The organism is Sediminicoccus rosea, from assembly GCF_033547095.1.
Taxonomy (GTDB): Bacteria; Pseudomonadota; Alphaproteobacteria; order Acetobacterales; family Acetobacteraceae; genus Roseococcus; species Roseococcus rosea.
In genome coordinates, this window is record NZ_CP137852.1 from 2495246 (window position 1) to 2519416 (window position 24171).

Sequence of the window (24171 nt, forward strand, 5' to 3'; positions counted from 1 at the left end):
TGGCCCATGCCTGAGCCGCTGCCCCCCGCAGAATTCGCCACCCTGATGGCCCAGGCAGGCATCTCCCTGCCGGCGGCGGAGGTCGAGGACCTGCGCCACGCCCACGCCAAGCTCGCCGGCATGCTGGAGGCGCTGCGCAAGCCCGCGCCGAAGCTGGTGGCGGAGCCGGCCTTCACCTTCTCGACGGAGAAGTGAGCATGATCCCCACCATCGCCGAAGCCGCGGGCCTGATCGCCGCGAAGAAGCTCTCGCCCGTGGAACTCATGAAGGAGTGCGAGTCGCGCATCGCCGCCCAGAACGGTGCGCTGCACGCCTTCATCCTGGAGACACCCGAGCGCGCGCTCGCCGATGCCAAGGCGGCCGAGGCGCGCCAGATGGCCGGCACGCTCAAGGGCAGGCTCGACGGCATCCCCATCGGCCACAAGGACATCTACTCGACGGCCGGCATCCGCACGACCTGCCATTCCGCACAGCTGCTCGACAATGTGCCGAGCGAGGACGCCGTCACCGTCGCCAAGTGGCGCGATGCGGGCGTGGTGCTGATGGGCAAGCTCGCCACCCATGAATTCGCCTTTGGCGGGCCGAGCTTCGACCTGCCCTGGCCGCCGGCGCGCAACCCCTGGAACACGGAGTGCTTCACCTCCGGCTCCAGCAGCGGCACGGGGGCGGCGGTGGCCGCGGGGCTCGTGCTGGGCGGCACGGGTTCCGACACGGGCGGCTCCATCCGCGGGCCGGCCGCGCTCTGCGGCATCGCCGGCATCAAGCCGACCTATGGGCTCTGCTCGCGCACCGGCATCTATCCGCTGGCGCAGACGCTGGACCATGCCGGCCCCATGGCCTGGACCAGCGAGGATTGCGCCATCCTTCTCGAAGCCATGGCGGGCCACGACCCGAGCGACCCCGGCAGCGCCGACCGCCCGGCTCCGCGCTTCGACCTGGCGCAGGATTGGCGCGGCCGCCGCGTCGGGCTGATCCGCCACATGCATGAGGTGGACAATCCGGTCAGCGCAGCGACGCTGAAGGGCATCAACGAGACGGCCGAAATCCTGCGCAAGCTGGGCGCCACCGTGGTGGATGTCACGCTGCCTTCGCTGCAGGAATTCAACGCGGCGGGCTGGGTCACGCTCTCGGGCGAGGCCTGGGCGGTGCATGAGGAGTGGATGCGCAGCCAGCCGCTGAAATACGGCGAATTCCTGCGCGGACGCCTGGCGCTGGGTGGCCTGCTCTCGGCGGGCGACTACATCCAGGCGCAGCGCCAGCGGCGCGACCTCATCGCGCGCAGCATCGCGGCCGCGGCCGATGTGGACCTGCTGCTCACCGCCGCCGCGCCCGGCGAGGCGCCCAAGATCCGCGAGGTGCCGAAATGGGCGAGCCTCGAGAAGCCCAACTTCACCATCGCCTTCAACCTTCTGGGCTGGCCGGCGCTGACCATCTGCACGGGCTTCGGCGAGGGCGGGCTGCCGGTGGCCGCGCAGATCATCGGCAAGCCCTGGCAGGATGGGCTGGTGCTGGCGGCGGGCCATGCGGTGGAGCGGGAGAACGGCGCCCGCGCGAAGCGGCCCTGATCAGCGAGGGGGCCTTGCCCCCTGGCGCTCCCCCAGCAGGGAACAAGTCCCCTGCACCCCGCGTGTCGGAGGTGCGGGCAACGGGTGAAGACCACGCAGGTTTTCACCCTGCTGGGGAGGTTGAGGGGCGATGTCCCTCAAGAGGAGACCGGAGTTGGAACGCAGCTACGACCTGATCGTCATCGGCCATGGCATCGTCGGCCTTGCCCACGCCCTGGCCGCCGCCCGCGCCGGGCACCGCGTGGCGGTGCTGGACCGGGATGCGCAGCCCAATGGCGCCTCCATCCGCAATTTCGGCTTCGTCACCGTCACCGGCCAGGGCTGGCCGCACACCTGGCGCCGCGCCCGCCGCGCGCGCGCGGTCTGGGCGGGCGTGGCGGAGGAGGCCGGCATCCCCGTGCTGCAACGCGGCCTGCTGATGGCCGCGCGCCGGCCCGAGGCGCTGGCGGTCATCGAGGAATTCGCGGCGGGACCGATGGGCGAGGGCTGCCGCATCCTCCGCCCCGATGAGATGCCGGCGCCCCTCGCGCCCGGCCTGATGGGCGCGCTGCATTCGCCGCACGAACTCCGCGTGGAAAGCCGCGAGGCGTTGCCCCGGCTGCGCGCCTGGCTGGCCGAACGCCATGGCGTCGCGATCTTCCCGCAATGCGCGGCGCTCTCGGTCGAGACAGGCGCGGTGCATACGCCACAGGGCCGCTTCACCGCGCCCCACATCGTGGTGTGTCCAGGGACGGACCTCACTTCCCTCTTCCCCGAGGCCTTCGCCGCCCGCCGGACCACGCTGTGCAAGCTGCACATGTTGCGCCTGGCGGATCCCGGCTGGCGGCTGCCCGCGCCGGTGATGAGCGACCTCGGCCTGCATCGCTACCGCGGCTATCACGGCGCCCCCTCGCTGCCCGCGCTGCGCGCGCGGCTGGAGGCGGAGCAGAAGCCGCAGCTCGACAACGGCGTGCACCTGATCGTCGTGCAATCGGCCGATGGCAGCCTCGTCGTGGGCGACAGCCATCACTACGCGGCCACGCCCGACCCCTTCCAGCCGGAAGCCGTGGATGCGCTGATCCTGGAGGAATTCGCCGCCGTGCTGGGCGCGCCGCCGCCGGTGACGGAACGCTGGATCGGCATCTACCCCTCCGGCCCCGAGGATGCCTTCTTCGAGGCGCCCATGCCCGGCGTGCGGCTCGTCTCCGTCACCTCCGGCACCGGCGCCTCCACGGCCTTCGGCCTCGCCGAGGAGGTTCTCGCGGATCTGATGCAGATGGAGTTTTCCGAATGATCCAGGCCGTCATCCTCGACTGGGCGGGCACCGTGCTCGACCATGGCAGCCGGGCCCCCATGGCGGCCTTCGTGAAGGCCTTCGCGCATTTCGGCGTGGCGATCAGCATCGAGGATGCGCGCGGGCCCATGGGCATGGCCAAGCACGACCACATCCGCCTCGTTGGCCGCGCGGTGAACGGGGTCTGGCGCGCGAAGCGCGGGCATGACTTCGACGAGGCGGACATGGAGGCGATCTTCGCCGTCTTCGAGCCGCTGAACGTCGCCGCCGTGAAGACGCCCGAGCATTCGACGCTGATCGCTGGCGCGCGCGCGGCACTGGATTGGTGCCGGGCGCGCGGCATCCGCATCGGTTCCACCACCGGCTATACCCGCCCGATCATGGAGGAGCTGGCGCCGCTCGCCGCCGCCCAGGGCTTCACGCCCGAGGTGATGGTCTGCGCGGGCGACCTGCCGGCCGGCCGGCCCGCGCCGCTGCAGATGTGGTACGCGATGGCACGGATGGGCATCTGGCCCGCCGACACCGTCGTCAAATGCGACGACACGCCGCCTGGCATCGGCGAGGCGCGGAACGCGGGCTGCTGGGCCGTGGGCTTCGCGCTGTCCGGCAATATCGCGGGGCTCTCCGAGGCGGAGATGGCGCTGGCGAGCGAAGCCGATAAGGCCGTGATGCGGGCGCGCGCGACGGCGGAACTGACCGCGTCGGGCGCGCATCTCGTCGTGGATTCCATCGCCGACCTGCCGCGCGCGGTGGCCGCGATCGAGGCGCGGATGGCGGCGGGCGAGAAGCCCTGAGGCCTTCTTAAGCCAAGCCGCCTCGCCTGATGACGCGGATCATGCGGCAAAACCAATGCCTGGAGCCGTTTCACCGCCCCTGCTTGCGTTGAACCGGCGCTGGACCACGCTGCGTTCACGCCGCATGGCCCAGGCTTGGCTGAGAGGATGCTTCAGCGTTTCGGCGATTCCGCCTCGACGCATCATGCGCTAGCCCGCGATCCGCGCCTGGTCGCGCCCGCCTTCCTTCGCGGCATAGAGCGCCTGGTCCGCCGCCTGGAAGCCGCGCTCCAGCGCCAGCACATCCGAGCTTTCGATGGCCGCGATGCCGGCCGACAGCGTCAGCCGGCGCGCCGGCGCGCCCGGATGCGGCACGATCTCGGTGATCGCCTCGCGCAGGCGGTTCACCAGGGGCAGCGCCTCGCTGGGCGTGAGGCCGGGCAGGACAAGCGCGAATTCCTCCCCGCCCACGCGGCCCAGCGCATCCTCGCGCCGGATTGCGCCTTGGGCGGCCCTGGCCACGCCCTTCAGCAGCGTATCGCCCGCGGCATGGCCCCATCCGTCATTCACCGACTTGAAGTGGTCAATGTCGAGCATGACGGCGACGCTCGGCTGACCCTGGCGCGCCGCGCGGGCGAGGGCGGCCTCGGCCAGCCGCGCGAAGCCCATGCGGTTGGGCAGGCCGGTCAGTGGGTCATGCGCGGCGGCCTCGGCCAACTCCGCCTCCAGCCGGTCCCGCGCGGCGAAGGCATGGGCCATGCGGAGGAAGAAGAGCGGCACGAGGAAATCCACCGCGAGCCAGACCCAGTTGATCAGCTCGACCCGGATGCCGGCCTTGCGGATGCCCTCGTCCAGCCCGCTGCCCAGGTGCAGCAGGCCCACCAGCACCATGAGGGCCGCGCCCGCGAGCCCACGAAACCGGTGGTCGGGCCGGCTGGTGTAGCCCATGCCCATCCGCCAGCCGACCAGCGCCGCATAGAAGCACAGCCCCGCCAGCGCGACGCGGGAGGCGAGAAACAGCTCGTCATCCAGGTTCATTCGGCGCGGATGTTCCCGGCGCGGATGACCTGGCCCCAGGCGGCGATCTCGGTCTGGAGGAATTCACGGAACTGCTGCGGCGACATGTCCACCACGACACCGCCCTGGCTCACGATGCGCTCGCGCTCGCGCGGGCTGGTCGCGAAGCGGCGGCCCTCGGCGTTCAGGCGGTTGACGATGGCGGCCGGCGTGCCGGCCGGCGCCACCAGCCCCGACCACGTCTGCGAGGCGTAGCCCACGGCACCCTGCTCGGCCATGGTCGGCAGGTCGGGCCAGGAGGGATGCCGCTCGCGCGTCGTGATGCCGAGCGCCTTCAGCCGCCCTCCGCGGATATGCGGGCCGGAGGAGGAGGAACTGTCGAACAGCACGTCGCAATGGCCCGCGATCGTGTCCACCAGGGCGGGGCCGGAGCCCCGATGCGGGATGTGCGTCATTTCCACATTCATCGCGCGCGCGAACATCTCGCCCGAGAGGTGCGAGGGCGAGGCGACGCCGATCGAGCAGTAGTTGATCTGCCCGCGCCGCGTCGCCGCCCAGGCCACGAATTCCTGCATGGTGTTGGGCGGCCGGTTGGTCGGCACCACCATCATCAGCGGCGTCACCGAGGGCAGCAGCACATGCTCGAAGCTGCGGATCGGGTCATACCCGGCCTGGAGCATCTGCGGCAGGATGGAGAGCGGGCCGCTCGCCGTCATGGAGAGCGTATAGCCATCCGGGGCGGCGCGCGCCGCCATCTCCGTGCCCAGCATGCCCGAGGCGCCGGAGCGGCTTTCCACCACGAAGGGCTGGCCGAACACCTCCTGGTAATGCGTGGCGACCAGGCGGGCCACCGCCTCGGTCCCGCCGCCGGGCGGGAAGGGAACGATGATGCGGACCGGCCGCTCCGGCCAGGTCTGCGCGAGGGCGATGCCGGGGAGCAGCAGGGCAGCGAGGACGTAGCGCAGCATGAACGGGCCTCCATCTTGGGGAAAGCCAGCGTGGCATCCGCCGCACCCGGCTTGCAAGGCCGCCGGGAGGGGTTATGCCGGACAGGCGATGAACATCCTCTCGATCCAGTCCTGGGTGGCCTATGGCCATGTGGGCAACGCCTCCGCGATGTTTCCCCTGCAACGCCTCGGCGCCGAGGTCTGGGCCATCCATACGGTGCAGTTCAGCAACCACACCGGCTATGGCGCGTGGCGCGGCCAGGTCCTCGGCGCGCAACTGATCCGTGACTGCGTGCAGGGCATCGGCGAGCGCGGCGCGCTGCCGGCCTGCCACGCGGTGCTCTCGGGCTATATGGGGGATGCCGAGATCGGCGCTGCCATCCTCGACGCAGTGGCCGAGGTGAAGGCGGCCAACCCCGCGGCGCTGTGGTGCTGCGATCCCGTGCTGGGCGATGACGGGCGCGGCATCTATGTGCGCCCCGGCATCCCCGAATTCCTGCGCGACCGGGCCATGCCGATGGCTGACATCGCCACTCCCAACCGCTTCGAGCTGGAATGGCTGACCGGCATGGTGGTGACCGACCTTGCCTCGGCGGAAGCGGCGGTGACGCGGCTGCAGGCCATGGGCCCGCGCTGCGTGCTGCTGACGAGCCTCGACCTGCCCGACATGCCGGAGGGCTCCATCGGCATGCTCGCGGCGGAAGGCGGCCGCTTCTGGCGGGTGACGACGCCGCTGCTGCCGGTCAGCGTGAATGGCGCGGGCGATGCGATCGCGGCGCTGTTCCTGTTCCACCGGCTGCGGACGGGCGATGCGGGGGAGGCGCTCTCCGCCGCCGCCTCCTCGGTCTTCGGCGTGCTGCGACGCACGGCGGAGGCGGGCTCGCGCGAATTGCTGACGGTGGCGGCGCAGGAGGAATTCGTGGCCCCCTCGCGCCGGTTCGACGCGATCCGCTGCTGAGGGGCCCGCTGATGCAACGCTGGCGCCAGCGCCAGCGTTGCATGGCATGAGCTTGCACGCGGCCATTCATCGCAGGATCGTCGCCGGGATCGTCCTGGCGGCGGCCCTGCTCCTGATCCTGGTCTTCGCGGTGGATGTGGCGCTGGTCGTCTTCGCCGCGATCCTCCTGGCCATCCTGCTGCATGGTGGCAGCGAAGCGCTGGCCCGCTGGACGGGCATCGGCCGCGGCTTCGCCCTGGCTGGCTTCGTCCTCGTCCTGGTGGCCTGCCTGGGGCTGCTGGTGCTGGTGGCCGCGCCGGTCCTGGCCGAGCAGGCGGTGCAGCTCTGGCAGCAATTGCCCCTGGCGCTGGATGCGCTGCGGGCGCGCATCGCCGCGCAAAGCTGGGGGCCCGGGCTGCTCGAGCAGTTCTCCCCCGAGACCGTGGTCAGCACCGGCTCGGGCGGGGCGCTCGCGGGGCGGGCCACCTCCGTCCTCGCCTCGGGCTTCGGCGCGGTGGTGGACCTCGCCATCATCGCCGTGATCGCGATCTTCCTCGCGGCCGATCCCGCGACCTACCGGGCGGGCTTCGTCCTGCTCCTCGCCCCCGAGGACCGCGAGCGCGCGCTCCGCGTGCTGGATGAAGTGACCGGGACGCTGCGCGGCTGGCTGGTCGCGCAGCTCCTGGCGATGGCGGTGATCGGCGCCCTGACCACGATCGGGCTCTGGCTGCTGGGCGTGAAGCTCGCGGTGGTGCTCGGGGTGATCGTGGCGCTGCTCAGCTTCATCCCCAATCTCGGCCCCATCCTGGCGGCCGCGCCCGCCGTGCTCCTGGCCCTGGCGGAGAGCCCCATGCTCGCGCTCTATGTGGTGGCGCTCTACATCCTGGTGCAGGTCATCGAGGGTAATGTGACGACGCCCCTGATCCAGAGCCGGAGCATCGCGCTGCCGCCGGCGCTGATCCTGGCGGCGCAGTTGCTGATGGCCGGCGTCTCGGGGCTGCTCGGCCTGGCGCTGGCCACGCCCCTGGTGGCGGTCCTGCTCACGCTGACGCACCTGCTCTACGTGCGGGGCTATCTGGAGCCGGGGACGCCCGGCCCGGTGAGGTGAGTCAGATCACCGCCACGCCCAGCAGCGCCAGCAGCGTGATGAAGAGCGTGCTGGCCACGCCCAGCAGCAGCGGCGCCGCCCCCCGCGCATGCAGCGCCCGCAGGTCGGTCTGCAGGCCCAGCGCCGCGACCGAGGCCGCCAGCATGATGGGCACCACGAAGCGCGAGGCCTCCACCACCGCCTTGGGGACAAGGCCCGTGCTGCCGATGACGACCAGCGCCAGGAAGCCGAAGGCGAACCAGGGCACGGGCGCCTTGGCGTGCCCGGCCTCGCCCATGTGGCTCTTCGCCACCCACCAGCCGAGCGCCACGACGGCCGGCGCCAGCAGGAAGACGCGGGCGAGCTTCATGACGGTGCCGGTCTGCGCCGCCTCCGGCCCGCCGGCGGCCGCGGCGCCCACCGCCTGCACCACCTCATGGATCGCGGCCCCGGCCCAGAGGCCGTAGGTGTTGGCCGACATGCCCATGAGGTCGCCCAGATAGGGGAAGGTGATCAGCGCGACGGTGCCGCAGAGCGTGATGACGGCGAGCGCATAGGTCACGTCCTCATCCTTGCCGCGCGCCACCTGGTTGGCCGCGACGATGGCGGATGCGCCGCAGATCGCCGTGCCGGTGCCGATCAGCAGCGAAAGCTTCGGGTCCACGCCCATGACGCGGCCGAGCCAGATGGTGAAGGGCAGCGTCAGCCCCACCACCAGGAAGGCGAGCACCAGCGCGCCCAGGCCGAGCGAGGCCAGCATGCCGAGCGTGACCTGGAAGCCCAGCAACACGATGGCGGCACGCAGCACAGGCCGCACCGCATAGCTGATGCCGGGCTTGAGGCTGGCTGGCCGGCCGATCACCGCGCCGAGTCCCACGCCCAGCACCAGCGCCACCACCACCGGGTTCAAGGCCGCGATGCCGGTCATGTTGCGGATGATGATGGCGATGGCCGCGATCACCAGGCAGAGGCCGAGGCCAGGGGCCAGGCTGCGCAGCCGGTCCGGAAAGGATTGGGCGGCGCTGGGTGCGCTGGTCGGGGCTGCCATGGATGCTCGCAATCAAGTCTGACTAGGATCGCCAGACGGTCCACCCGCAGGCGCGCAGCGTCAACCCATGGGCTATTCGGCAGCGAGCGGCATGGGTTGCGTGAGCCCGAAGGCCTCGGCCAGCAATGTCACGCTGCGGGCGCGGGCGGCCGCGTCATGGCAGGGCGTGAGCACCGCCACTTCCTGCACGCCAAGCTCGGCAGCGAGCGCCGCCAGCCGGTCCCGCACCTGCTCGCCCGTGCCGATGATGGCCGTGGCCCGCATGCGTTCGATTCGCGCGCGCTCGGCTTCGGAATAGGGGTGGGCCAGCGCCTCCTCGGCGGTCGGGAAGGGGGGGAAGCTGCCGCGGTCGCGGTGCAGGCGCCAAAGGGCGCGGGGCGCAAAGAGGCGCTCGGCCTCCGCCACCGTATCGGCCGCCAGCGCATAGACGGCGACGGCGGCGTTGGGCGGCTGGCCGCGCATGTCGCGATACCCCTCGCGATACATGTGCAGCGCCTCGGCGGCACCGCGCCCGTCGGTGATGAAGTGGGCGAAGCAGTAGGGAAGGCCGAAGAAGGCCGCGACCTGCGCGCCATAGTCGCTGGAGCCCAGCACCCAGACCTCGGGCGCCGTCGCCACCTCGGGGCTGGCGCGCACCTCCCGGAAGGGGTGGTTCTCGGGCAGGCCATCGCCGAGCCAGCCCAGCAGGTCGCGCAATTGCGCGGGGAAGTGGTCGGCGGCGCTGGCGGCGTTGGGGTTGAGCGCATAGGCGGTACGCCCGTCACTGCCCGGCGCGCGGCCGAGACCGAGGTCGATGCGGCCGGGCGCGATGGCTTCCAGCGCGCGGAACTGCTCGGCCACCTTCAACGCGGAATAATGCGGCAGCATGACGCCCGCGCTGCCGACGCGGATGCGCCGCGTGGTGGCGGCGATGGCGCTGATCAGGATCTCGGGCGCGCTGCCCGCATGGCTCTGGCTGTTGTGGTGCTCGGCCAGCCAGTAGCGGGCATAGCCCAGCCGGTCGGCCAGCTGCGCGATGGCCAGGCTCTCCTGGATCGCCTCGGCCGGGCCCTTGCCGGAGACGATGGTGGATTGATCGAGGATGGACAGCGCTGGCAAGGTCATGCCCGGAGCTTACCGGCAGCAGGGGATTGCATGGAAGAGACGTTCCTTCGCCGCGCCTTCGCGCTGGCCTGCCAGGGTGTCGCCGAGGGCGGCGGACCCTTTGGCGCGGTCGTGGTCAAGGATGGCGCCATCATCGGCGAGGGGCGCAACAATGTCGTTCCCGGGCGCGATCCGACGCAGCATGCCGAGGTGGTGGCGATCCGTGCCGCCTGCGCGGCGCTGGGCACGCATGACCTGAGCGGGGCCGTCCTCTACACGAGCTGTGAGCCCTGCCCGATGTGCCTCTCCGCCACCTGGTGGGCGCGCATCGGCGAGATCGTCTATGGCAATGACCGTGCGGATGCGGCGGCGATCGGCTTCGACGACGCCGCGATCTACGAGGAGGTGGCCCGCCCCCTGGAAGCCCGCGCCCTGCCCATCCGCCGCCTGCTGGCGAGCGAGGCGCTGGAGGCCTTCCGCCTCTGGGAGGCTAAACCGGACAAGGTGCCCTACTGACGCCGACCCGGACCCGAGGAGCCAGCTGCCGGAGGCCCTTTCCCCTCACTCCGTCCCGAAGCACCGATCCCCGGCATCCCCCAGGCCCGGGACGATGTAGCCATGCTCGTTGAGCCGCTCATCCAGCGCGCCGGCCAGGATGGCGACATCCGGATGCGCCGCCTGGAGTGCGGCAACCCCCTCCGGGGCGGCCACCACGCAGGCGAAGCGCACGACCTTGGCGCCGGCCTGCTTCACGCGATGGATGGCCTGGATGGCCGAGCCGCCGGTGGCCAGCATCGGGTCCAGCACCAGGGCGCCCCGACGGGCCAGGTCCTTGGGCAGGCGCACCACATATTCGCTGGGGGTCAAGGTCTGCTCGTCCCGGACCAGGCCAAGATGGCCGACGGGCGCGTCGGGCAGCACCATGCGCGCACCCTCCAGCAGGCCGAGCCCGGCGCGCAGGATGGCGACGAGGCAGGGCTCCATCTGCGTCAGCACCGGCGCCTCCATCCGGCTCACCGGCGTCTCGATGGCGGCGGTGGTCTCGGGCAGGTCACGCAGGGCTTCGCTCGCCAGGATGGCGCCGATCTCGGCGAGGACACGGCGGAAGGTGGCGCTGTCCGTCTCCTGCCGGCGGATGCGGGTGATCTTGGCGCGCAGCAGCGCGTGGCGGGGCGTGTGGAAATTGGCGCGGGTCTGGCTCATGGCGCGGGCTTACCCGCCCGCCGCGCCGCGTTCAATCCAGGGTTCAGCCCTGGCTTCAGCGGGGGGCGGTCGGGCTCAGCACATCCACGGCGTCTCGCCCGCTCGGCGTGCGGCCGAGGGCGCGGATATCCACCCGGTTCTCCGCGAGGCCGCCCGCCACGAGCGCCGCCTTCACCGCCCGCGCGCGCGCGAGGGTGAGCCGGCGATGGCTGGAGAGGTCCTCGCCGCCGCTCGCCTCGCTGTTGAGCAGGATGCGGCCGATGCTGCTGGCCTGGAGCGCGGCCCCCAGCCGTTCCAGCGCGGCGCGCTGCTCGGCCTCCAGCGTGTCGCGCTCGGCGGGGAAGGCGACGCGCCAGATGCCCTGCGGCAGCGCCGTGATGCCGCGGGGCAGGTTCAGCGGCGGCATGGGCGGCAGCGCCACGGGGGGCGTGGCGGGCGTGCCCAGCGGTTGCGCCAGGGCCGGCAGGGGCAGAAGAAGCGCGAGGAAGAGCCGCCGGCGGGGCATCAGCCGGCCTCGGCGCGGCCCTTGGCTGCGCCCTGGGCGGCGGCGGCGATGCTCTCGGCCACCACCTCGCGCAGCTTGCCATGCAGGTGCTGGTTGCCGGCCACCACATGCCCCTCGGCATAGGGATCGCCGCCATCGGGCGCGGTGACGATGCCGCCCGCCTCGCGCAGCAGCACGAGGCCCGCCGCGATGTCCCACTTGTTGAGGCCAAGCTCCCAGAAGCCGTCATACCGGCCGGCCGCGGTCCAGGCGAGGTCGAGCGCCGCCGAGCCGAAGCGGCGGATGCCCGAGACCTGCGGCATGAGCCGCACCAGCGTATGGGTGAATTCCGCCTTGCGCGGGATGGCCGCGAAGGGAATGCCGGTGGCGAAGAGCGCCTCGCGCATGTCGCGCCGGCCGGAAACGCGCAGGCGCTTGTCGTTCAGGAAGGCGCCCATGCCCTTCTCGGCCCAGAAAAGCTCATCGGCGGCCGGGTTGTAGACCACGCCGGCCATGACCTCCGTCTTGTCCTCGGAGATGCGCTTCTCGATGCCGACGCTGATGGCCCAGTGGGGGATGCCATGCAGGAAGTTGGTGGTGCCATCCAGCGGGTCCACCACCCAGCGCCATTCCCAGTCGGCATCGCCATGCGCGCCGCTTTCCTCCATCAGGAAGGCGAAGCCGGGGCGGGCCTTGGAGAGATCCTCGCGCAGGGATTGCTCGGCCCGCAGATCGGCCTGGCTGACGAAGTCGCCCGGGCCCTTCATCGAGACCTGGAGCTGCTCCACCTCGCCGAAATCGCGCAGCAGGCGCCGGCCGGCCTTGCGCACGGCGGAGACGACGACGTTGAGGGCGGGGGAGAGGCGAGGGGACGAGCCCGACATTGGATTTCCTTTGAAGGCCAGGGGCTCTGCCCCTGGACCCCGGCAGGAACCTCAGGTTCCTGCACCTCCGATAAACATGGGTGCAGGGAACTGGTTCCCTGCTGGGGGTTTAAGGGGGCAAAGCCCCCTTAGTTCTTCGCCCGCTCGACGTAGGAGGCGTCTTCCGTCCGCACCACGATCCGCTCACCGGCCGTGATGAAGGGCGGCACCATGGTCTTCACGCCGTTCACCAGCAGCGCCGGCTTGTAGGAGGAGGAGGCGGTCTGCCCCTTCACCACCGGATCGGCCTCGGCGATTTCGAGCGTCACCGTCTCGGGCAGATCCATGGAGACGGGATCGCCTTCGATCAGGCGGACATTCACCGTCATGTTCTCCTGCAGGAAGGCCAGGCGGTCCCCCAGGATGGCGGAGGGCACCTGCGTCTGCTCATAGGTCTCGGGATCCATGAGGACGAGGTTGTCGCCATCGGCGTAGGAATAGGTGAATTCCTTGTCCTCGGTGGTCAGCCGCTCGACGACATCGGCGGTGCGCCAGCGCTGGTCCTTCTTGGCCCCAGTCTTGATGTTGCGCATGTCCACCTGGATGATCGCGTTGCCCTTGCCCGGGATCATGATGTTCTGCTTGAGGATGGTGTAGCGCTGGCCCTCGAATTCGATGACCATGCCGGCACGCATCTGGTTGGCCTGCATCTTCGCCATGGGCGGTGACCTGCTAATTTCTCTGGGGTTGATCTCAGGGCGCAGGGCTTACACGCCGAGGCCCGGATCGGCAAGGTTGCGCCCCGGTCCGGCCGAATGCGGCCAGGCGGAACTCAGCCCGGCTCGACCTCGCCGCCCGCCGCCACCCAGTCCTTGAAGCCGCCGAGGTTGCGGACGTCCTGGTAGCCCATGGCCTTCAGCGTCTGCCCGGCCAGGGCCGCACGCCCGCCCGAGGCGCAATGGATGATGATGGTCTTGGCGCGGTCGAACTGGGCGTCATGCGTCGGCGCCTCGGGGTCGGCGCGGAACTCGAGCAACCCGCGCGAGACGGCGAGCGCGCCCTTGGCTTTGCCCGTGGTCTTCACCTCGGCCGCGTCGCGTACGTCGAGGATCAGCACATCCGGCCGGTCGGCGAGGGCCACGGCCTCTGCCCCCGAGATGCGCGGCACGGCGGCATTGGCGGCGGCCAGCATGGCCTGCACGGTGACGGTCATGGTCGTTCCCCCTTGCGGTGTTCGGGCGCAAGGCTAGGGCCATTCGGCCCATGACGCCACAGGCAGGCGGTCCGCCCGCCCGTCATGTCCGCCCGGCGCGGAAGACGCTCGCGGCATGTTCCAGCGGCAGGCTGCTGATGCTGGCCGGGCCGGAGAAGGGCTGGTCCAACAGCACCGCCACATAGAGGAGGGAGGTCACGGTGAAGGCGACCATCGCCGTCATGAAGGCCTGGCCGAGCAGGTTCTCCGAGGCCAGGAAGAAGGAGAAGGCGACCATGATGACGGTCCCCGCGACCAGGGAGAACCAGAGCACCTTGGGCACGCTGCCCGCCATCGCGCCCAGGCGGGCGCGGCGCGCCTGGCTGATCCCCGCCAGGAGGTCGATGGATTTCGAGACGACGGTCTGGGTGCGGCTGCTGTCATCCACGATGGCGAGGTAGCGGCGCGTCACCTCGGTGAGCGCGAGCCCGGCCTCCGGCAGGGCCTCGCCGCGCGCCATGGCCGGCCATTCCCGCTGCACGGTCAGGTCGAGATAACCGAGCACCGCCTCGCGGACGCCGGCCGCCGCCGCCTCCGGCAGGCCGATGCTGAGGCGGTTGAGCGTCGTCCAGGCCGTCGCCTCCGTCGTCACCTGCCCCTCGGCCTCGTGAAAGCGCTCCCAGACGGCGACGACGACGAAGCCGAGCAGGACGGCGTAGATCGCGCTGACCGCCTGGTATTTGTAGCCGCCCACCTCGTTGTTCCGCCGCAGCCATGCGAGGGGCGCGACGCGCCGCACCAGGCAGGAGAGGCCGAAGACGCTCGCGGTCGGCAGCAGGACCACCAGCAGGAAGCCGAGGAGCGCGTTCTGGTTGAGGAAGTTCATCGGGTCTCTCCGGTGCGGGGCTCCGGCCCCGTCTTGCGCCGCGCCGCAGCCCCGGGCCAGCTCTCGCCCCGGGCCGTGCGGGCCGGTCAGGCGGCCGCCCGCCGCGTCCAGGGCATTGTGATGGTCGCCGTATATCCCTCATCGCCATAGCGCTGCTTCAGCGTCCCGCGCAGCGCGTGCTCGACCTGGCCCGAGACCAGCTCGCTGCCGAAGCCGCGGCGCGTGGGCGGCACGGCCTTGGGCCCGCCGCGCTCCTCCCAGCGCAGCACCAGGCGCGGGCCGGCCGGCGAGGACTGGAGCTTCCAGGTCACGGTGACGGTGCCGGCGGTGCCTGACAGGGCGCCGTATTTCACTGCATTCGTCGCCATCTCATGCAGGACGAGCCCCATCGCGAGGGCGGGGGCGGGTTCGAGCGTGACCGGCGGGCCCGTGACCAGGCCGCGCCCTGCGCTCGCGAGGTGCGGCGCGAGCTGCCCCTGCACGAGGTCCGCCAGCGGGCCGGCGCTCGCCGCATATTCGGCGAGCTTCGCCGCGATCTCGCCCACCGGCAGGATCAGGTCCACCAGGCCGCCCGCGATCGCGCTGTCGGGCATGCCGTTATGTCCCGGCCCCAGTGCGTTGCTGCCCTGCGCGACCGTCAGCCCGCCCTGCTCCTTGATGGCCTTGATGCCGAGCGTCCCGTCATGGCCATAGCCCGACAGCACGACGCCGATCGCGCGCTCCTGGAAATCCAGCGCCAGCGAGGAGAACAGCACATCGATCGAGCGCGGGTCGCGGCTGGAGGTGTCGCCCGGCTGGAGCATGATCCGGCCCTTGGAGACCGTCGCCAGCACGCCCGGGGGAATGACCAGGACCTGATCGGCCAGGATCGGCATGTCGTGTTCCGCGGCCAGCACCTCGAGCGCGCATTCGCGGCCGATGATCTCGGGCAGGGCGCTGCCGCGGTCGGGCGCGAGATGCAGCAGCACGATATAGGCGACTGCCGTGCCCTTCTGCGCGGCGTGGAAGAGGGCCCGCAGGGCTTCGACGCCGCCAGCGGAAGCTCCGATGGCGGCGACAGTGGCGACTGGCGGCACGGAGAACATCCTTCGAGATCGGTCCAGGGTGACACGGATGGGCGCCCCCCACCAAGGCGACCGGCAAGCGCCCTCCGTCGCCAGCCCCGGCTTTCGCAGGGATTACGGGCCGGATGCGGGCCCCGGTTCATCCGGCGTGGGGGGGCCGCCGCCGCATGGCTGCGCCTGCGCGACGCATCCCGGATTTGCCTGAAGCGCGCCAAGCCGGGTGGGGTTGCCAACCCCAGGGCGGATATGTAGGAAGCGCCTCGGTTTGCTGTTGTAGCTCAGTGGTAGAGCACTCCCTTGGTAAGGGAGAGGTCGGGAGTTCAATCCTCCCCAACAGCACCATTCCCCCGCTCAGCGCCCTTCCAGCACACGCAGCGCCGCCAGCCGCCCGGACAGCGCCGCCATCGGCACGCCTGCGCCCGGATGCGCGCTGCCGCTCGCGACATGCAGTCCGGGCAGCTTGGTCTGCGTTCCCGGCCTTGCGAAGGTCGCGGACCAGCCATGCACCGCCTGGCCGTAAAGCGCGCCGCCCGTCGCGGGGAAGAGCGCGTCGAAGCCGGTGGGCGTCGTCAGGATCTCGCGCGCGGGGTCGCGCTCGACCGTCAGGCCGCAGCGGGCGAGCAGGGCGAAGGTGGCCCGTTCCGCCTCGGCGAGGGCGCCGGGCGGGATGGGGCGATAATCGCCGCGCGCCGGGGCGTTGATCAGGCAGAGCAGGCGCTCGGGCCCATCGAGCGCGCTGTCGTCATCGCCGCGATCCTGCGCGCAGACATAGACGGTGGGCGTGGAGGGCAGGCGGCCCTGTTGCGTGAGCTCATCGAATTCGCGCGTGTAGTCGCCCGAGAAGAACACATTGTGCCGCACCAGCGGGAAGCCCTCGGTCCGCACATGCATGCCCCAGGTGACGGCGGAGAGCGAGCGGCGCGCGCGCGGCACCGGGGCCACGGCGCCCATCGCCGCCTGGCCGAAGCGCCCGGCCGAGATCGCCGCCACATCGCCGTTGGAAATGATGGTGCCGGCCTCCAGCACCTCGCCATCCGCGAGGCGGACGCCGGCGGCCCGTCCGCCTTTCACCAGGATCTCGGCGACATCGGACTCGTAGCGGAACCGGGCGCCCTTGGCGGCGGCCAGCGCCTCGAAGGCGCGGGCCACGCGATGCATCCCGCCCTCGACCAGCCAGACGCCCTCCTGTTCCACATGCGCGATCAGCATGAGCGTGGCCGGCGCCAGGAAGGGCGAGGACCCGACATAGGTGGCATAGCGGCCGAAGAGCTGGCGCAGCCGCGCATCCTGGAAATGCTCGCCCAGCGCGTTCCAGAGCGTGGAGAAGGGAGAGGTGGCGAGCAGCCGCCCCATGCCGCCGATTCCCGCCCGGCTCACGAGCCCCATGGGCGAGGGGCGGGAGGCGCGGATGAAGGGTGCCTCCAGCGCCGAGAAGGTCTTCTTCGCCCGGGCGACGAAGTCGAGATAGCCGCGCGCCTCGGCCGCGCCCGCGAAGGCGCCGATGGCCTCGGCCGAGCGCTGGATATCGGCGAAGAGGTCGAGTCGCCCGGGCCGGCCATCCCAGGCGTGGCGCGCCAGGACCTCCACCGGCTGCAGCGTGAGATGCTCGGCGAGGCTGGTGCCGCAGGCGGCGAAGATTTCGTCGAAGACCCAGCGCATGGTGAAGACGGTGGGCCCGCCATCAATCCGCGCATCGCCGATGGCGAGGTGGCGCATCTTGCCGCCAGGGGCCGCCTGGCGCTCGAGGACGGTCACGTCATGCCCGCGGCTGGCAAGCATGGCGGCGGCGGTCAGGCCGGCGATGCCGGCCCCGATGATCAGGACGCGCTGGGTCACGCGCTCAGTCTGGCACGCCTCAGGCGAAGACGTCAGCCGGGCTGTCCACCAGCATCTCCTCGCCCAGCGCCCGGCCGAGGCGCTCGGCATCGCAGGCATCGCCGGTCAGGGTGCGGCGGAGGACGAAGCTGCCATCGGCACGGGCGATCAGGCCCGTGAGGCGGATCCGCCCGTCATCCGTCAGCGTCGCGTGGCCGCCGATCGGCGTCCGGCAGGAACCGTCCAGCGCGCCGAGGAAGGCGCGCTCGCACAGGCTGACGGGGCGCGAGCAGGGGTCGCAGATGGCGGAGAGCAGCTCGTGCAGCTCCACGTCATCGGCGCGGACGGTGACGCCGATGATGCCCTGGCAGGCGGCCGGCACCATGTCATCCGGGCTGATGATCACGCCCGCGTGATGCTCCAGCTCCAGACGCTTGAGGCCGGCGAGGGCCAGCAGCGAGGCATCGAACTCCCCGGTCGCGACGCGCGAGAGGCGAGTCTGCACATTGCCGCGGATCACCTCGCAGCGGAGGTCGGGCCGGGCGTGCAGCAGCTGCGCCTGGCGCCGGACCGAGGCGGTGCCGACCAGGGCCCCCTTGGGCAGGGCGGCGAAGGGGTCCGCATTGGCGTGGTGCGCCGCGCTGGTGAAGCCGCGCGAGTCGCGGAAGGCGCTGCGATGGCAGGCATCGCCAAGGACGATCGCATCGCGCGGGTCCTCACGCCGCAGGGTGCAGGCGAGCACGATGCCGGGCGGGAGTTCGGTCTCCAGGTCCTTCAGCGAATGGACCGCGAAATCCACGCGGCCATCCAGCAGCGCCTCATGGATTTCCTTGGCGAAGAGGCCCTTGCCGCCGATCTCGGCGAGCCTGCGATCCTGCACGCGGTCCCCCGCCGTGCTGATCTCATGCTCCTCGAAGGCCTCGACCTCGCGCAGCAGCGGGCAGACGGCGCGGATCAGGTCCAGGAAATGGCGCGTCTGATAGAGGGCGAGCGGCGAACCGCGCGTGCCCACCTTCATCGGCAGGGTGGGGCCGTGGTGGCGCTTGGCGCGGGCCCGGGCGTGGTGGGGGGCGGCGAGGTCCATCAGGCGCGCGCCAGACCGAGGAGGTGGGCCATGTCCTTGAAGAAGATCTTCACATGCGCCAGCGGGTCCTTCCGGACCAATTCCTTGTTCATGTAGGATTCCCACGTCAGGCGCTGGACGTCCTTGTCCATGCACATCTTCACGAAACGCTCCCGCACCCAGTCATTGCGGTACCAGAAAAACTGCATGATCCCGAGGACCATGAAGACCTTGCCGTGATCCTTCATGAAGCGCTTGCGCGCGCTCCTCAGGGCCTTGGCATCGTTGGTGACGAGCGCCATCTGCACGGCCTCGGCCGCGAGTCGCCCGCCCAGCATGGCGTAGTAGATGCCCTCGCCCGAGGCGGGGGCGACGACGCCGGCGCTGTCACCGGCCAGGATCACATCTCGCCCGTTGTCCCACTTCTTCAAGGGTTTCATCGGGATGGGCGCGCCCTCGCGCCGGATGGTCTCGACGCCCGCCAGGCCATTCTCCTCGCGCACCATGGCCGTGGCGCCGCGCAGCGAGAATCCCTTCTGCGCGCTGCCCGTGCCGATGCTGGCCGTGTCGCCATGCGGGAAGATCCAGGCGTAGAAGTCGGGGGAGGTGCGGCCATCATAGATGACGTCGCAGCGCTGCCCGTCGAAGCCGCTCTCCGGCACCTTCACGATCTCGTGATAGGCGAAGACGCATTTCGGGTGGCCCTGGCCCGGGATGGCCTGGAGCGCCAGCTCGCTGCGCGCGCCATTGGCAATGATCACCATCCGGGCCCGGATGCGCGCGAGGCCGCTGCCGCCCTTCGGCTCATAGGTGATGACGGCGGTGCCGTCCGGGTCGCGCTCCAGGTCGTGCGAAGTGCCGCGGATCCATTCGGCGCCCGCCTCGGCCGCCCGCTCCCGCAGCCACTCGTCGAACTCGCAGCGGTCCACCATGCCGACATAGCCGCCGTTCTCGACCGGCATGTCCACGCGGCGCCGCTTGGGCGAGATGATCTGCGCGTTGTTGATCTTCGCCTTGATCAGATGATCCGGGATGGCGAAGTCGCGGATCGCCCGCGGTGGGATGGCGCCGCCGCAGGGCTTGATGCGCCCCGCGCGATCCAGCATCGCGACCCGCTTGCCGGCGCGCGCCAGGTCATGCGCCGCCGTGGCACCCGAGGGGCCGCCGCCAACGACCAGCACATCATATGTGTCTTGGCTCACGAAATGGCCTCCTTCATCGGGGTCATGCGGAGTTGGGCCAGCCGGGGCACGGCAAGCCGCGTCGCGATCAGGGCCGAGAGCAGGAAGAGCGCGGCCTCGCCCAGGAAGACGGCCGCGTAGGCTTGCGATGCGCTGCCCAGCATCCAGCGCGCGAGGTCGCAGATGACGGTGCCGCCGAAGCCGCCGAGCGCGAAGGCGATGGCCTGCGCCGCGCCCCAGAGGCCCATGCGCGTGCCGGTCCGCGCCGCACCCGCAAGCTGCATCATCGAGGCGATGGCGGCAGCCGCGAAGGCGCCATTGGCCAGGCCGAGCCCGATGTAGAGCACCTCCAGCGGCACATGCGCCACCAGCCGCGGCGCAAAAGCCAGCGCCACGAGCGCCGCCGCCGAGGCGATGCAGCCCCAGACCGTCCAGCCACGCAGCGAGGCGAGGCGCTGGCCGAAGAGGCCCGAGCCGAAGATCGCCATGATCACCATGCCGCCCAGCGTGCCGCCGTTCTGCATGCCGGCGAGCGCCGTGGATTGCCCGATCGAGCGGCCGAAGACCTCGCCCGCGAAGGGCTCGAGCACCAGGTCGGCCGCGCTGTAGGCCAGCATCGAGATGAAGACGAAGATGGTGAAGCGCCGCGCCGCCGGATCGGCCCAGACCTCGCGCAGCACGGCGGAGAAGGCGGGGCGCTCGCCCTCATGGGCGACGGGCGCGCGGGCGCCGCGTTCGATGCCGATCAGCGCGACGCAGGCGAGCAGGAAGGCCACCAGCGAAACGCCGCCCGTGACGGCGACGAGGCGCAGCGGCGAGAAGGGATCGAGCAGCTTGCCCGCGACGCCCGCCGTCACCGCGAAGCCCACGATCATCATGACCCAGAGGATGGTGGCGGCCGGCGCGCGGCGTTCCGGCTCGACCATCGAGGCCAGCATGGCGAGCAGCGAGGTGCCGGCCGCCCCCACGCCGAGCCCCACCAGGAAGAAGCCGAGGGCCGCCAGGGCCACGCCCCAGCCGAGCGAGAGGCTCATCAACGCCACCGCGCCCGCGGCCGTCACGCCGCCCAGCGCCAGAACCGCCATGCCGCCGATGATCCAGGGCGTGCGCCGCACCCCCATGTCGCTGCCATAGCCCAGGCGCGGGCGCAGCATCTGCACCGCATGATGAATCGCGACGAGGATGCCCGGCAGCATGGCCGGCAGCGCGTATTCCACCACCATCACGCGGTTCAGCGTGGAGGTGGTCAGCACGATGATGGCGCCGAGCGCCGTCTGCACCAGTCCCAGCCGGACGATGCTGATCCAGGAGAGCCCCGCCTCCGACCGCCGGTGGGCCTTGGCTTGGAGGCGTGCATCGGTGGCGCCAAGGCGCATCATGCCATCCCCCGCAGCGCGAAGGCGGTGGCCAGCATGCCGAGCACATACATCCCGATGCCCGTCGCGTTGTACCAGGGGGCCAGCTTCTTCGGGTCGCGCAGCATCTTCACCATGGCCGCGACCTGGCCGGCGAGAAGCAGGACCACCACAAGCGCGTGGATCGGCGCATCCCAGGCGAAGAGCAGGCCGATCACGACCACCTGCGGGATCGCCATCATCCAGCAGGCGACCAGCGCCGCGCGCTCGGCACCCAGCTGCACCGGCAGGCTGCGCACGCCGGTGCGCGTGTCGCCCTCGATGGATTTGAAGTCGTTCAGCGTCATGATGCCATGCGCGCCGAGGCCGTAGAGCAGGGCCATGACGATGACGGGCAGGGCAGGCGCGCCACCGGAGATGACGGCGGCGGCCGTGATCCAGGGCAGCGACTCGTAGCTGAGACCGCAGGCGAGGTTGCCCCACCAGCCATTGAGCTTCAGCCGCAGCGGCGGCGCCGAATAGGCCCAGGCCAGCGCCAGCGCGACCACGGTGGCCGCGAATCCCCAGGCGCCCAGCGTGGCACCCACCAGCAGCGAGGCGAAGCTCCAGAAGATCGCGATGTAGAGGCCGAGCCGGCCCGGAATGCGGCCCGAGGGAATCGGGCGATGCGGCTCGTTGATCGCGTCCACATGCCGGTCGAACCAGTCATTCACCGCCTGGCTCGTGGCGCAGACCATGGGCCCTGCCAGCAGGAGGCCGAGAGCGGCGAAGCCCCATTTGCCCTGCATCGGCGCACCCGAAGCCACCACCCCGCAGAGGAAGGCCCAGACCGGCGGAAACCAGGTGACGGGCTTGAACAGCTCGAGCACGGCCGAGGGGTCGGGGCGGGTGATGGCGGAGTCGGACATGCGCCTAGCTCTCCTCATCCGCATCGGCTTCGCCGATGCCGTAGCGGCGCAGCTTCACGTAGAGCGACTGCCGCGACAGGCCGAGCATCTCGGCCGCCGAGGCGCGGTTGTTGCCGGTGAGTTCGAGCGCCGCCTCGATGGCCAGCTTCTCGATCACGTCCGTCGCCTCGCGCACCAGTTCCTTCAGCGGCACGCGGCCGACGAGGTCGGTCAGCTGGCCGGCGGCCGGCAGGGCGGAGGCGGCCTCGGGCTGCAGCGCCGGGCGCGTGCCGATGTCGCGGATGGTGAAGCCGAAGCAGGGCTGGCCGCCATCGATCACGGAAACGGCCGAGACCTCGACCTCCGCCTGGGAGCCGTGGTCGCCGCGCATGATGGTGCGGAACAGGCGCACGGGGCCGCGCCCGCGCACCTGGGCCAGCAGCACATCGAGCTCGATGGATTGCCGGCCGAGGAAGCGGGAGAGTTCCTCGCCACGCGCCTGCGCCTCGTTGGGCAGTTCGGCCAGGTCCAGGAAGGCGGGGTTGGCGGTGATGATGCGCCCATCCGCGCCGATCAGCACGAAGGCGTCGGGCGTGCTCTCCACGAAGCCGGCCAGCCGCGTGCTGGAGGTGGGGGCGGCGACCGGCTCGCGCTCGACGCCGAGATAGGCGAGGCGGACGAGGAACAGCGCGCTGCGCTCATGGCGCAGCAGCGATGCGGAGAGAAGAACCTCGCGGCCCGTGCCGGCGAGCATCACCCGCCGCTCCTCGGCCGTGCCGGCGCTCCGCACCGCGGCAAGGAGCGCCTCGATCTTCGGTCGCTCCTCGGCGGCGAAGGCGTCGAGGAAGCTCGGCTCCGCGCCGAAGAGGCGGTCTGCGGCGAGGTTCGCCTCCAGCACGCGCAGGCTCGCCGCATCCAGCACGAGCACCGGCTCGCCGGACATCTGGAAGAGCAGGCGGTAGCGCGTCTCGGCCTGGCGCAGCCGGCCATATTCCCGCTCCATCGCCTGCTGCGCCTCGACCAGTCGCTGCTGCAGCGAGGCGAGCAGCCTGAGGTCGCGCGCGAAGACGACGCTGCGGTCCGAGCCGGTGACCTGGTTCGCGGCGCAGAGCAGGGGCAGCGTCACGCCATCCATGCCGCGCAGGTTCAGGTGGCGCCAGCGCGGCGCCTCGTGCCCGGCGGCGCCGGCCAGCATTTCCTGCACCTTGCCGCGGCTGTCCTCCGCGACGGAATCCACCAGCGAACGCCCGACCCACGCCTTCCGCCCACCCAGGGCGGCGGCGAGGTCGGCATTGCCGAAAGCCATGTCGCGGATCACGCCATCACCATCCACCACCAGCGTCGCGTCAGCGGCGGCGGCAATCAGGCGGGATGCGGCTTCCGCATCCATGTCTCCCAGCGACTGGCCCGGGGTGCCAAATCCCAACACGCGATGTCCGTTCCTTCCAACAGGGGGGTGGGTTGTACGTCGCTGTTATCATGGAGCCTCGGTCATGAGAGCCACCAGGGCCTCCGCCCGGCGCAGCGCCTCGGCCGCGTCGGGTGCGGTCGCGTCGGCGCCCACCACGCTGGCGAGGCCTGGCTCGGCCAGCAGGGCCGGGCCGCCGAGCATGACGGCCACATCGGGGTTGCGGGAATGGCGGCGGATGGCCGCGATCTGAGGGCCAAGCCCGGGCACGGCCTCGGCCGAGGCGACCGAGATGGCGACGATGCCGAACCATTGCTCGGCAACGCGGGCCATGAGCGTCTCCTCGCTGTCCACCGCGTCGTCCACGATGGCCCAGCCGCCGGCCCGGAAGAACTCCGCGACCATGGCGATGCCCATGCTGTGCTGGTTGCCGATCGTCGGCATCATCAGGGCCGAGCGGCCGGCCCCGATCCGGGCGGAGGATGGAAGGCCGCGCCCGAGGCCGCGCAGCTGCTCGTGCAGGACGATCATGCCGAGGGTGACCTCGACGAAGGAGCAGCGGTCCTGCTCCCACCATTCCCCCAGCCGGCGCGCCAGGAGTGTCAACAAAGTCAGACACAGATGCTCGGATGATTGGCCTTCCGTCCGGCGCTGTTCGATGGTCCGACGCAGCGTCTCGCTCTCGCCGCGGGTGAGGGAGGCCGTGAGGCGCTCGACCTCGGCCACGTCCATGGGCTGGCGCAGCTCGGAGAGGAGGGGGATGACGTTCTGGCCCACGGCCAGCTCGATCTGTCGGGAGATGATGCCCAGGCGACGGCCGAAAATCGAGCGGGCGAGGGGGTTCTCCATGGCTCCGGTCCCGGGTCTTTGGGCCGCCTTCCTCGCCGCGCTGTGCAACATGTTTTCGGCTTCCCTAATGACCCATGGCGCTGGATCATCGTCCGAGCAGTCCCTGGTTGTCAATTCATCTTTACGTCAATCTTGCTTGACACCGGCGCGGGGGAACACCTAGCTTTCAGTCATCCTAAGGGAGCCGAGAC

25 protein-coding genes and 1 tRNA gene are annotated in these 24171 nt (G+C 71.0%); 8 read left to right on the forward strand and 18 right to left on the reverse strand.

Translation table 11 applies throughout. From position 1 onward, the window contains the following. Nucleotides 1–6: 6 nt before the first annotated feature. From R9Z33_RS12010 to phnX, 4 genes are all read left to right on the forward strand, one after another. Nucleotides 7–195 (forward strand): hypothetical protein, encoded by a 189-nt coding sequence (locus R9Z33_RS12010; protein ID WP_318651529.1) that lies wholly within the window; start codon nucleotides 7–9, stop codon nucleotides 193–195. A gap of 2 nt (nucleotides 196–197) precedes the next feature. After that, on the forward strand, nucleotides 198–1565 hold the full coding sequence (locus R9Z33_RS12015; protein ID WP_318651530.1) for an amidase: 1368 nt from the start codon (nucleotides 198–200) through the stop codon (nucleotides 1563–1565). A gap of 154 nt (nucleotides 1566–1719) precedes the next feature. Beyond that, the gene (locus tag R9Z33_RS12020; protein ID WP_318651531.1) at nucleotides 1720–2838 is read left to right on the forward strand and encodes a TIGR03364 family FAD-dependent oxidoreductase; all 1119 of its coding nucleotides are present in this window, start codon (nucleotides 1720–1722) and stop codon (nucleotides 2836–2838) included. Beyond that, nucleotides 2835–3632 (forward strand): phosphonoacetaldehyde hydrolase, encoded by a 798-nt coding sequence (phnX, locus tag R9Z33_RS12025; RefSeq protein WP_318651532.1) that lies wholly within the window; start codon nucleotides 2835–2837, stop codon nucleotides 3630–3632. Before R9Z33_RS12020 ends, phnX begins: the two co-directional genes overlap by 4 nt. Before the next feature lie 189 nt (nucleotides 3633–3821). Here the strand turns inward: phnX and R9Z33_RS12030 are convergent, their stop codons facing one another. Together R9Z33_RS12030 and R9Z33_RS12035 are read right to left on the reverse strand one after the other, a co-directional pair. Continuing rightward, nucleotides 3822–4649, reverse strand: coding sequence for a GGDEF domain-containing protein (locus tag R9Z33_RS12030; protein ID WP_318651533.1), 828 nt, complete (start codon nucleotides 4647–4649; stop codon nucleotides 3822–3824). Next, a complete protein-coding gene (locus tag R9Z33_RS12035; protein ID WP_318651534.1) occupies nucleotides 4646–5596 on the reverse strand; it encodes a Bug family tripartite tricarboxylate transporter substrate binding protein in 951 nt (316 codons plus the stop codon). Before R9Z33_RS12035 ends, R9Z33_RS12030 begins: the two co-directional genes overlap by 4 nt. Nucleotides 5597–5684: 88 nt before the next feature. Between R9Z33_RS12035 and pdxY the strand changes: the two genes are divergently transcribed. After that, complete coding sequence (gene pdxY, locus R9Z33_RS12040; RefSeq protein ID WP_318651535.1) at nucleotides 5685–6533, forward strand: pyridoxal kinase PdxY; 849 nt, start codon at nucleotides 5685–5687, stop codon at nucleotides 6531–6533. Nucleotides 6534–6579: 46 nt separating this feature from the next. Then, nucleotides 6580–7620: an AI-2E family transporter gene (locus R9Z33_RS12045; protein ID WP_318651536.1), complete on the forward strand. Its 1041-nt coding sequence runs from the start codon at nucleotides 6580–6582 to the stop codon at nucleotides 7618–7620. Between the two features lies 1 nt (nucleotide 7621). On the opposite strand, the gene R9Z33_RS12050 is transcribed toward R9Z33_RS12045, so the two are convergent. Beyond that, entirely contained in the window at nucleotides 7622–8647 is a 1026-nt protein-coding gene (locus R9Z33_RS12050; RefSeq protein ID WP_318651537.1) for a YeiH family protein, read from the reverse strand. 72 nt (nucleotides 8648–8719) lie between these two features. After that, nucleotides 8720–9751 carry an LLM class flavin-dependent oxidoreductase gene (locus tag R9Z33_RS12055; protein WP_318651538.1) on the reverse strand — a complete coding sequence of 344 codons (1032 nt, stop codon included), beginning with the start codon at nucleotides 9749–9751 and terminating at the stop codon, nucleotides 8720–8722. Between the two features lie 30 nt (nucleotides 9752–9781). Here R9Z33_RS12055 and R9Z33_RS12060 point away from each other — a divergent pair, with 30 nt between their 5' ends. After that, on the forward strand, nucleotides 9782–10246 hold the full coding sequence (locus R9Z33_RS12060; RefSeq protein WP_318651539.1) for a nucleoside deaminase: 465 nt from the start codon (nucleotides 9782–9784) through the stop codon (nucleotides 10244–10246). 45 nt (nucleotides 10247–10291) lie between these two features. Here the strand turns inward: R9Z33_RS12060 and upp are convergent, their stop codons facing one another. From upp to R9Z33_RS12095, 7 genes are all read right to left on the reverse strand, one after another. Then, a complete protein-coding gene (gene upp, locus R9Z33_RS12065) occupies nucleotides 10292–10933 on the reverse strand; it encodes a uracil phosphoribosyltransferase (protein WP_318651540.1) in 642 nt (213 codons plus the stop codon). Nucleotides 10934–10988: 55 nt separating this feature from the next. Then, on the reverse strand, nucleotides 10989–11438 hold the full coding sequence (locus R9Z33_RS12070) for an OmpA family protein (protein WP_318651541.1): 450 nt from the start codon (nucleotides 11436–11438) through the stop codon (nucleotides 10989–10991). Beyond that, complete coding sequence (locus R9Z33_RS12075) at nucleotides 11438–12301, reverse strand: inositol monophosphatase family protein (protein WP_318651542.1); 864 nt, start codon at nucleotides 12299–12301, stop codon at nucleotides 11438–11440. The genes R9Z33_RS12070 and R9Z33_RS12075 overlap by 1 nt, the downstream gene beginning before the upstream one ends. Before the next feature lie 128 nt (nucleotides 12302–12429). Continuing rightward, a complete protein-coding gene (gene efp / locus R9Z33_RS12080; RefSeq protein ID WP_318651543.1) occupies nucleotides 12430–12999 on the reverse strand; it encodes an elongation factor P in 570 nt (189 codons plus the stop codon). 113 nt (nucleotides 13000–13112) lie between these two features. After that, nucleotides 13113–13493, reverse strand: a complete 381-nt coding sequence (locus R9Z33_RS12085; protein WP_318651544.1) for a rhodanese-like domain-containing protein — start codon at nucleotides 13491–13493, stop codon at nucleotides 13113–13115. Nucleotides 13494–13575: 82 nt separating this feature from the next. Beyond that, on the reverse strand, nucleotides 13576–14358 hold the full coding sequence (locus R9Z33_RS12090) for a bestrophin-like domain (RefSeq protein ID WP_318651545.1): 783 nt from the start codon (nucleotides 14356–14358) through the stop codon (nucleotides 13576–13578). Nucleotides 14359–14444: 86 nt separating this feature from the next. Beyond that, nucleotides 14445–15434 carry a chemotaxis protein CheB gene (locus tag R9Z33_RS12095; protein WP_318651546.1) on the reverse strand — a complete coding sequence of 330 codons (990 nt, stop codon included), beginning with the start codon at nucleotides 15432–15434 and terminating at the stop codon, nucleotides 14445–14447. Between the two features lie 255 nt (nucleotides 15435–15689). Here R9Z33_RS12095 and R9Z33_RS12100 point away from each other — a divergent pair. After that, nucleotides 15690–15764, forward strand: a tRNA-Thr gene (locus R9Z33_RS12100). Nucleotides 15765–15773: 9 nt separating this feature from the next. Here R9Z33_RS12100 and crtD read toward each other — a convergent pair. From crtD to R9Z33_RS12135, 7 genes are all read right to left on the reverse strand, one after another. Further along, the gene (gene crtD, locus R9Z33_RS12105; RefSeq protein WP_318651547.1) at nucleotides 15774–17258 is read right to left on the reverse strand and encodes a 1-hydroxycarotenoid 3,4-desaturase CrtD; all 1485 of its coding nucleotides are present in this window, start codon (nucleotides 17256–17258) and stop codon (nucleotides 15774–15776) included. Between the two features lie 19 nt (nucleotides 17259–17277). After that, nucleotides 17278–18321: a hydroxymethylbilane synthase gene (gene hemC / locus R9Z33_RS12110; RefSeq protein ID WP_318651548.1), complete on the reverse strand. Its 1044-nt coding sequence runs from the start codon at nucleotides 18319–18321 to the stop codon at nucleotides 17278–17280. Further along, entirely contained in the window at nucleotides 18321–19502 is a 1182-nt protein-coding gene (locus tag R9Z33_RS12115) for a geranylgeranyl diphosphate reductase (protein ID WP_318651549.1), read from the reverse strand. The genes hemC and R9Z33_RS12115 overlap by 1 nt, the downstream gene beginning before the upstream one ends. Continuing rightward, nucleotides 19499–20860, reverse strand: coding sequence for a BCD family MFS transporter (locus tag R9Z33_RS12120; RefSeq protein ID WP_318651550.1), 1362 nt, complete (start codon nucleotides 20858–20860; stop codon nucleotides 19499–19501). Before R9Z33_RS12120 ends, R9Z33_RS12115 begins: the two co-directional genes overlap by 4 nt. Next, nucleotides 20857–21744: a chlorophyll synthase ChlG gene (gene chlG / locus R9Z33_RS12125; RefSeq protein ID WP_318651551.1), complete on the reverse strand. Its 888-nt coding sequence runs from the start codon at nucleotides 21742–21744 to the stop codon at nucleotides 20857–20859. The genes R9Z33_RS12120 and chlG overlap by 4 nt, the downstream gene beginning before the upstream one ends. Before the next feature lie 4 nt (nucleotides 21745–21748). Beyond that, nucleotides 21749–23113: a transcriptional regulator PpsR gene (ppsR, locus tag R9Z33_RS12130; RefSeq protein WP_318651552.1), complete on the reverse strand. Its 1365-nt coding sequence runs from the start codon at nucleotides 23111–23113 to the stop codon at nucleotides 21749–21751. 87 nt (nucleotides 23114–23200) lie between these two features. Beyond that, the gene (locus R9Z33_RS12135) at nucleotides 23201–23980 is read right to left on the reverse strand and encodes a cobalamin B12-binding domain-containing protein (RefSeq protein WP_318651553.1); all 780 of its coding nucleotides are present in this window, start codon (nucleotides 23978–23980) and stop codon (nucleotides 23201–23203) included. Nucleotides 23981–24171: the final 191 nt, after the last annotated feature.

What these genes read in the sequence shown, in the direction of transcription:
- R9Z33_RS12010 (WP_318651529.1), top strand. Translation starts at nt 7, where the DNA reads ATGCCTGAGCCGCTGCCCCCCGCAGAATTCGCCACCCTGATGGCCCAG.
- R9Z33_RS12015 (WP_318651530.1), top strand. Translation starts at nt 198, where the DNA reads ATGATCCCCACCATCGCCGAAGCCGCGGGCCTGATCGCCGCGAAGAAG.
- phnX (WP_318651532.1), top strand. Translation starts at nt 2,835, where the DNA reads ATGATCCAGGCCGTCATCCTCGACTGGGCGGGCACCGTGCTCGACCAT.
- R9Z33_RS12030 (WP_318651533.1), bottom strand. Translation starts at nt 4,649, where the DNA reads ATGAACCTGGATGACGAGCTGTTTCTCGCCTCCCGCGTCGCGCTGGCG.
- R9Z33_RS12035 (WP_318651534.1), bottom strand. Translation starts at nt 5,596, where the DNA reads ATGCTGCGCTACGTCCTCGCTGCCCTGCTGCTCCCCGGCATCGCCCTC.
- pdxY (WP_318651535.1), top strand. Translation starts at nt 5,685, where the DNA reads ATGAACATCCTCTCGATCCAGTCCTGGGTGGCCTATGGCCATGTGGGC.
- R9Z33_RS12045 (WP_318651536.1), top strand. Translation starts at nt 6,580, where the DNA reads ATGAGCTTGCACGCGGCCATTCATCGCAGGATCGTCGCCGGGATCGTC.
- R9Z33_RS12050 (WP_318651537.1), bottom strand. Translation starts at nt 8,647, where the DNA reads ATGGCAGCCCCGACCAGCGCACCCAGCGCCGCCCAATCCTTTCCGGAC.
- R9Z33_RS12055 (WP_318651538.1), bottom strand. Translation starts at nt 9,751, where the DNA reads ATGACCTTGCCAGCGCTGTCCATCCTCGATCAATCCACCATCGTCTCC.
- R9Z33_RS12060 (WP_318651539.1), top strand. Translation starts at nt 9,782, where the DNA reads ATGGAAGAGACGTTCCTTCGCCGCGCCTTCGCGCTGGCCTGCCAGGGT.
- upp (WP_318651540.1), bottom strand. Translation starts at nt 10,933, where the DNA reads ATGAGCCAGACCCGCGCCAATTTCCACACGCCCCGCCACGCGCTGCTG.
- R9Z33_RS12070 (WP_318651541.1), bottom strand. Translation starts at nt 11,438, where the DNA reads ATGCCCCGCCGGCGGCTCTTCCTCGCGCTTCTTCTGCCCCTGCCGGCC.
- R9Z33_RS12075 (WP_318651542.1), bottom strand. Translation starts at nt 12,301, where the DNA reads ATGTCGGGCTCGTCCCCTCGCCTCTCCCCCGCCCTCAACGTCGTCGTC.
- efp (WP_318651543.1), bottom strand. Translation starts at nt 12,999, where the DNA reads ATGGCGAAGATGCAGGCCAACCAGATGCGTGCCGGCATGGTCATCGAA.
- R9Z33_RS12085 (WP_318651544.1), bottom strand. Translation starts at nt 13,493, where the DNA reads ATGACCGTCACCGTGCAGGCCATGCTGGCCGCCGCCAATGCCGCCGTG.
- R9Z33_RS12090 (WP_318651545.1), bottom strand. Translation starts at nt 14,358, where the DNA reads ATGAACTTCCTCAACCAGAACGCGCTCCTCGGCTTCCTGCTGGTGGTC.
- hemC (WP_318651548.1), bottom strand. Translation starts at nt 18,321, where the DNA reads ATGGACCTCGCCGCCCCCCACCACGCCCGGGCCCGCGCCAAGCGCCAC.
- R9Z33_RS12120 (WP_318651550.1), bottom strand. Translation starts at nt 20,860, where the DNA reads ATGATGCGCCTTGGCGCCACCGATGCACGCCTCCAAGCCAAGGCCCAC.
- chlG (WP_318651551.1), bottom strand. Translation starts at nt 21,744, where the DNA reads ATGTCCGACTCCGCCATCACCCGCCCCGACCCCTCGGCCGTGCTCGAG.
- ppsR (WP_318651552.1), bottom strand. Translation starts at nt 23,113, where the DNA reads ATGGATGCGGAAGCCGCATCCCGCCTGATTGCCGCCGCCGCTGACGCG.
- R9Z33_RS12135 (WP_318651553.1), bottom strand. Translation starts at nt 23,980, where the DNA reads ATGGAGAACCCCCTCGCCCGCTCGATTTTCGGCCGTCGCCTGGGCATC.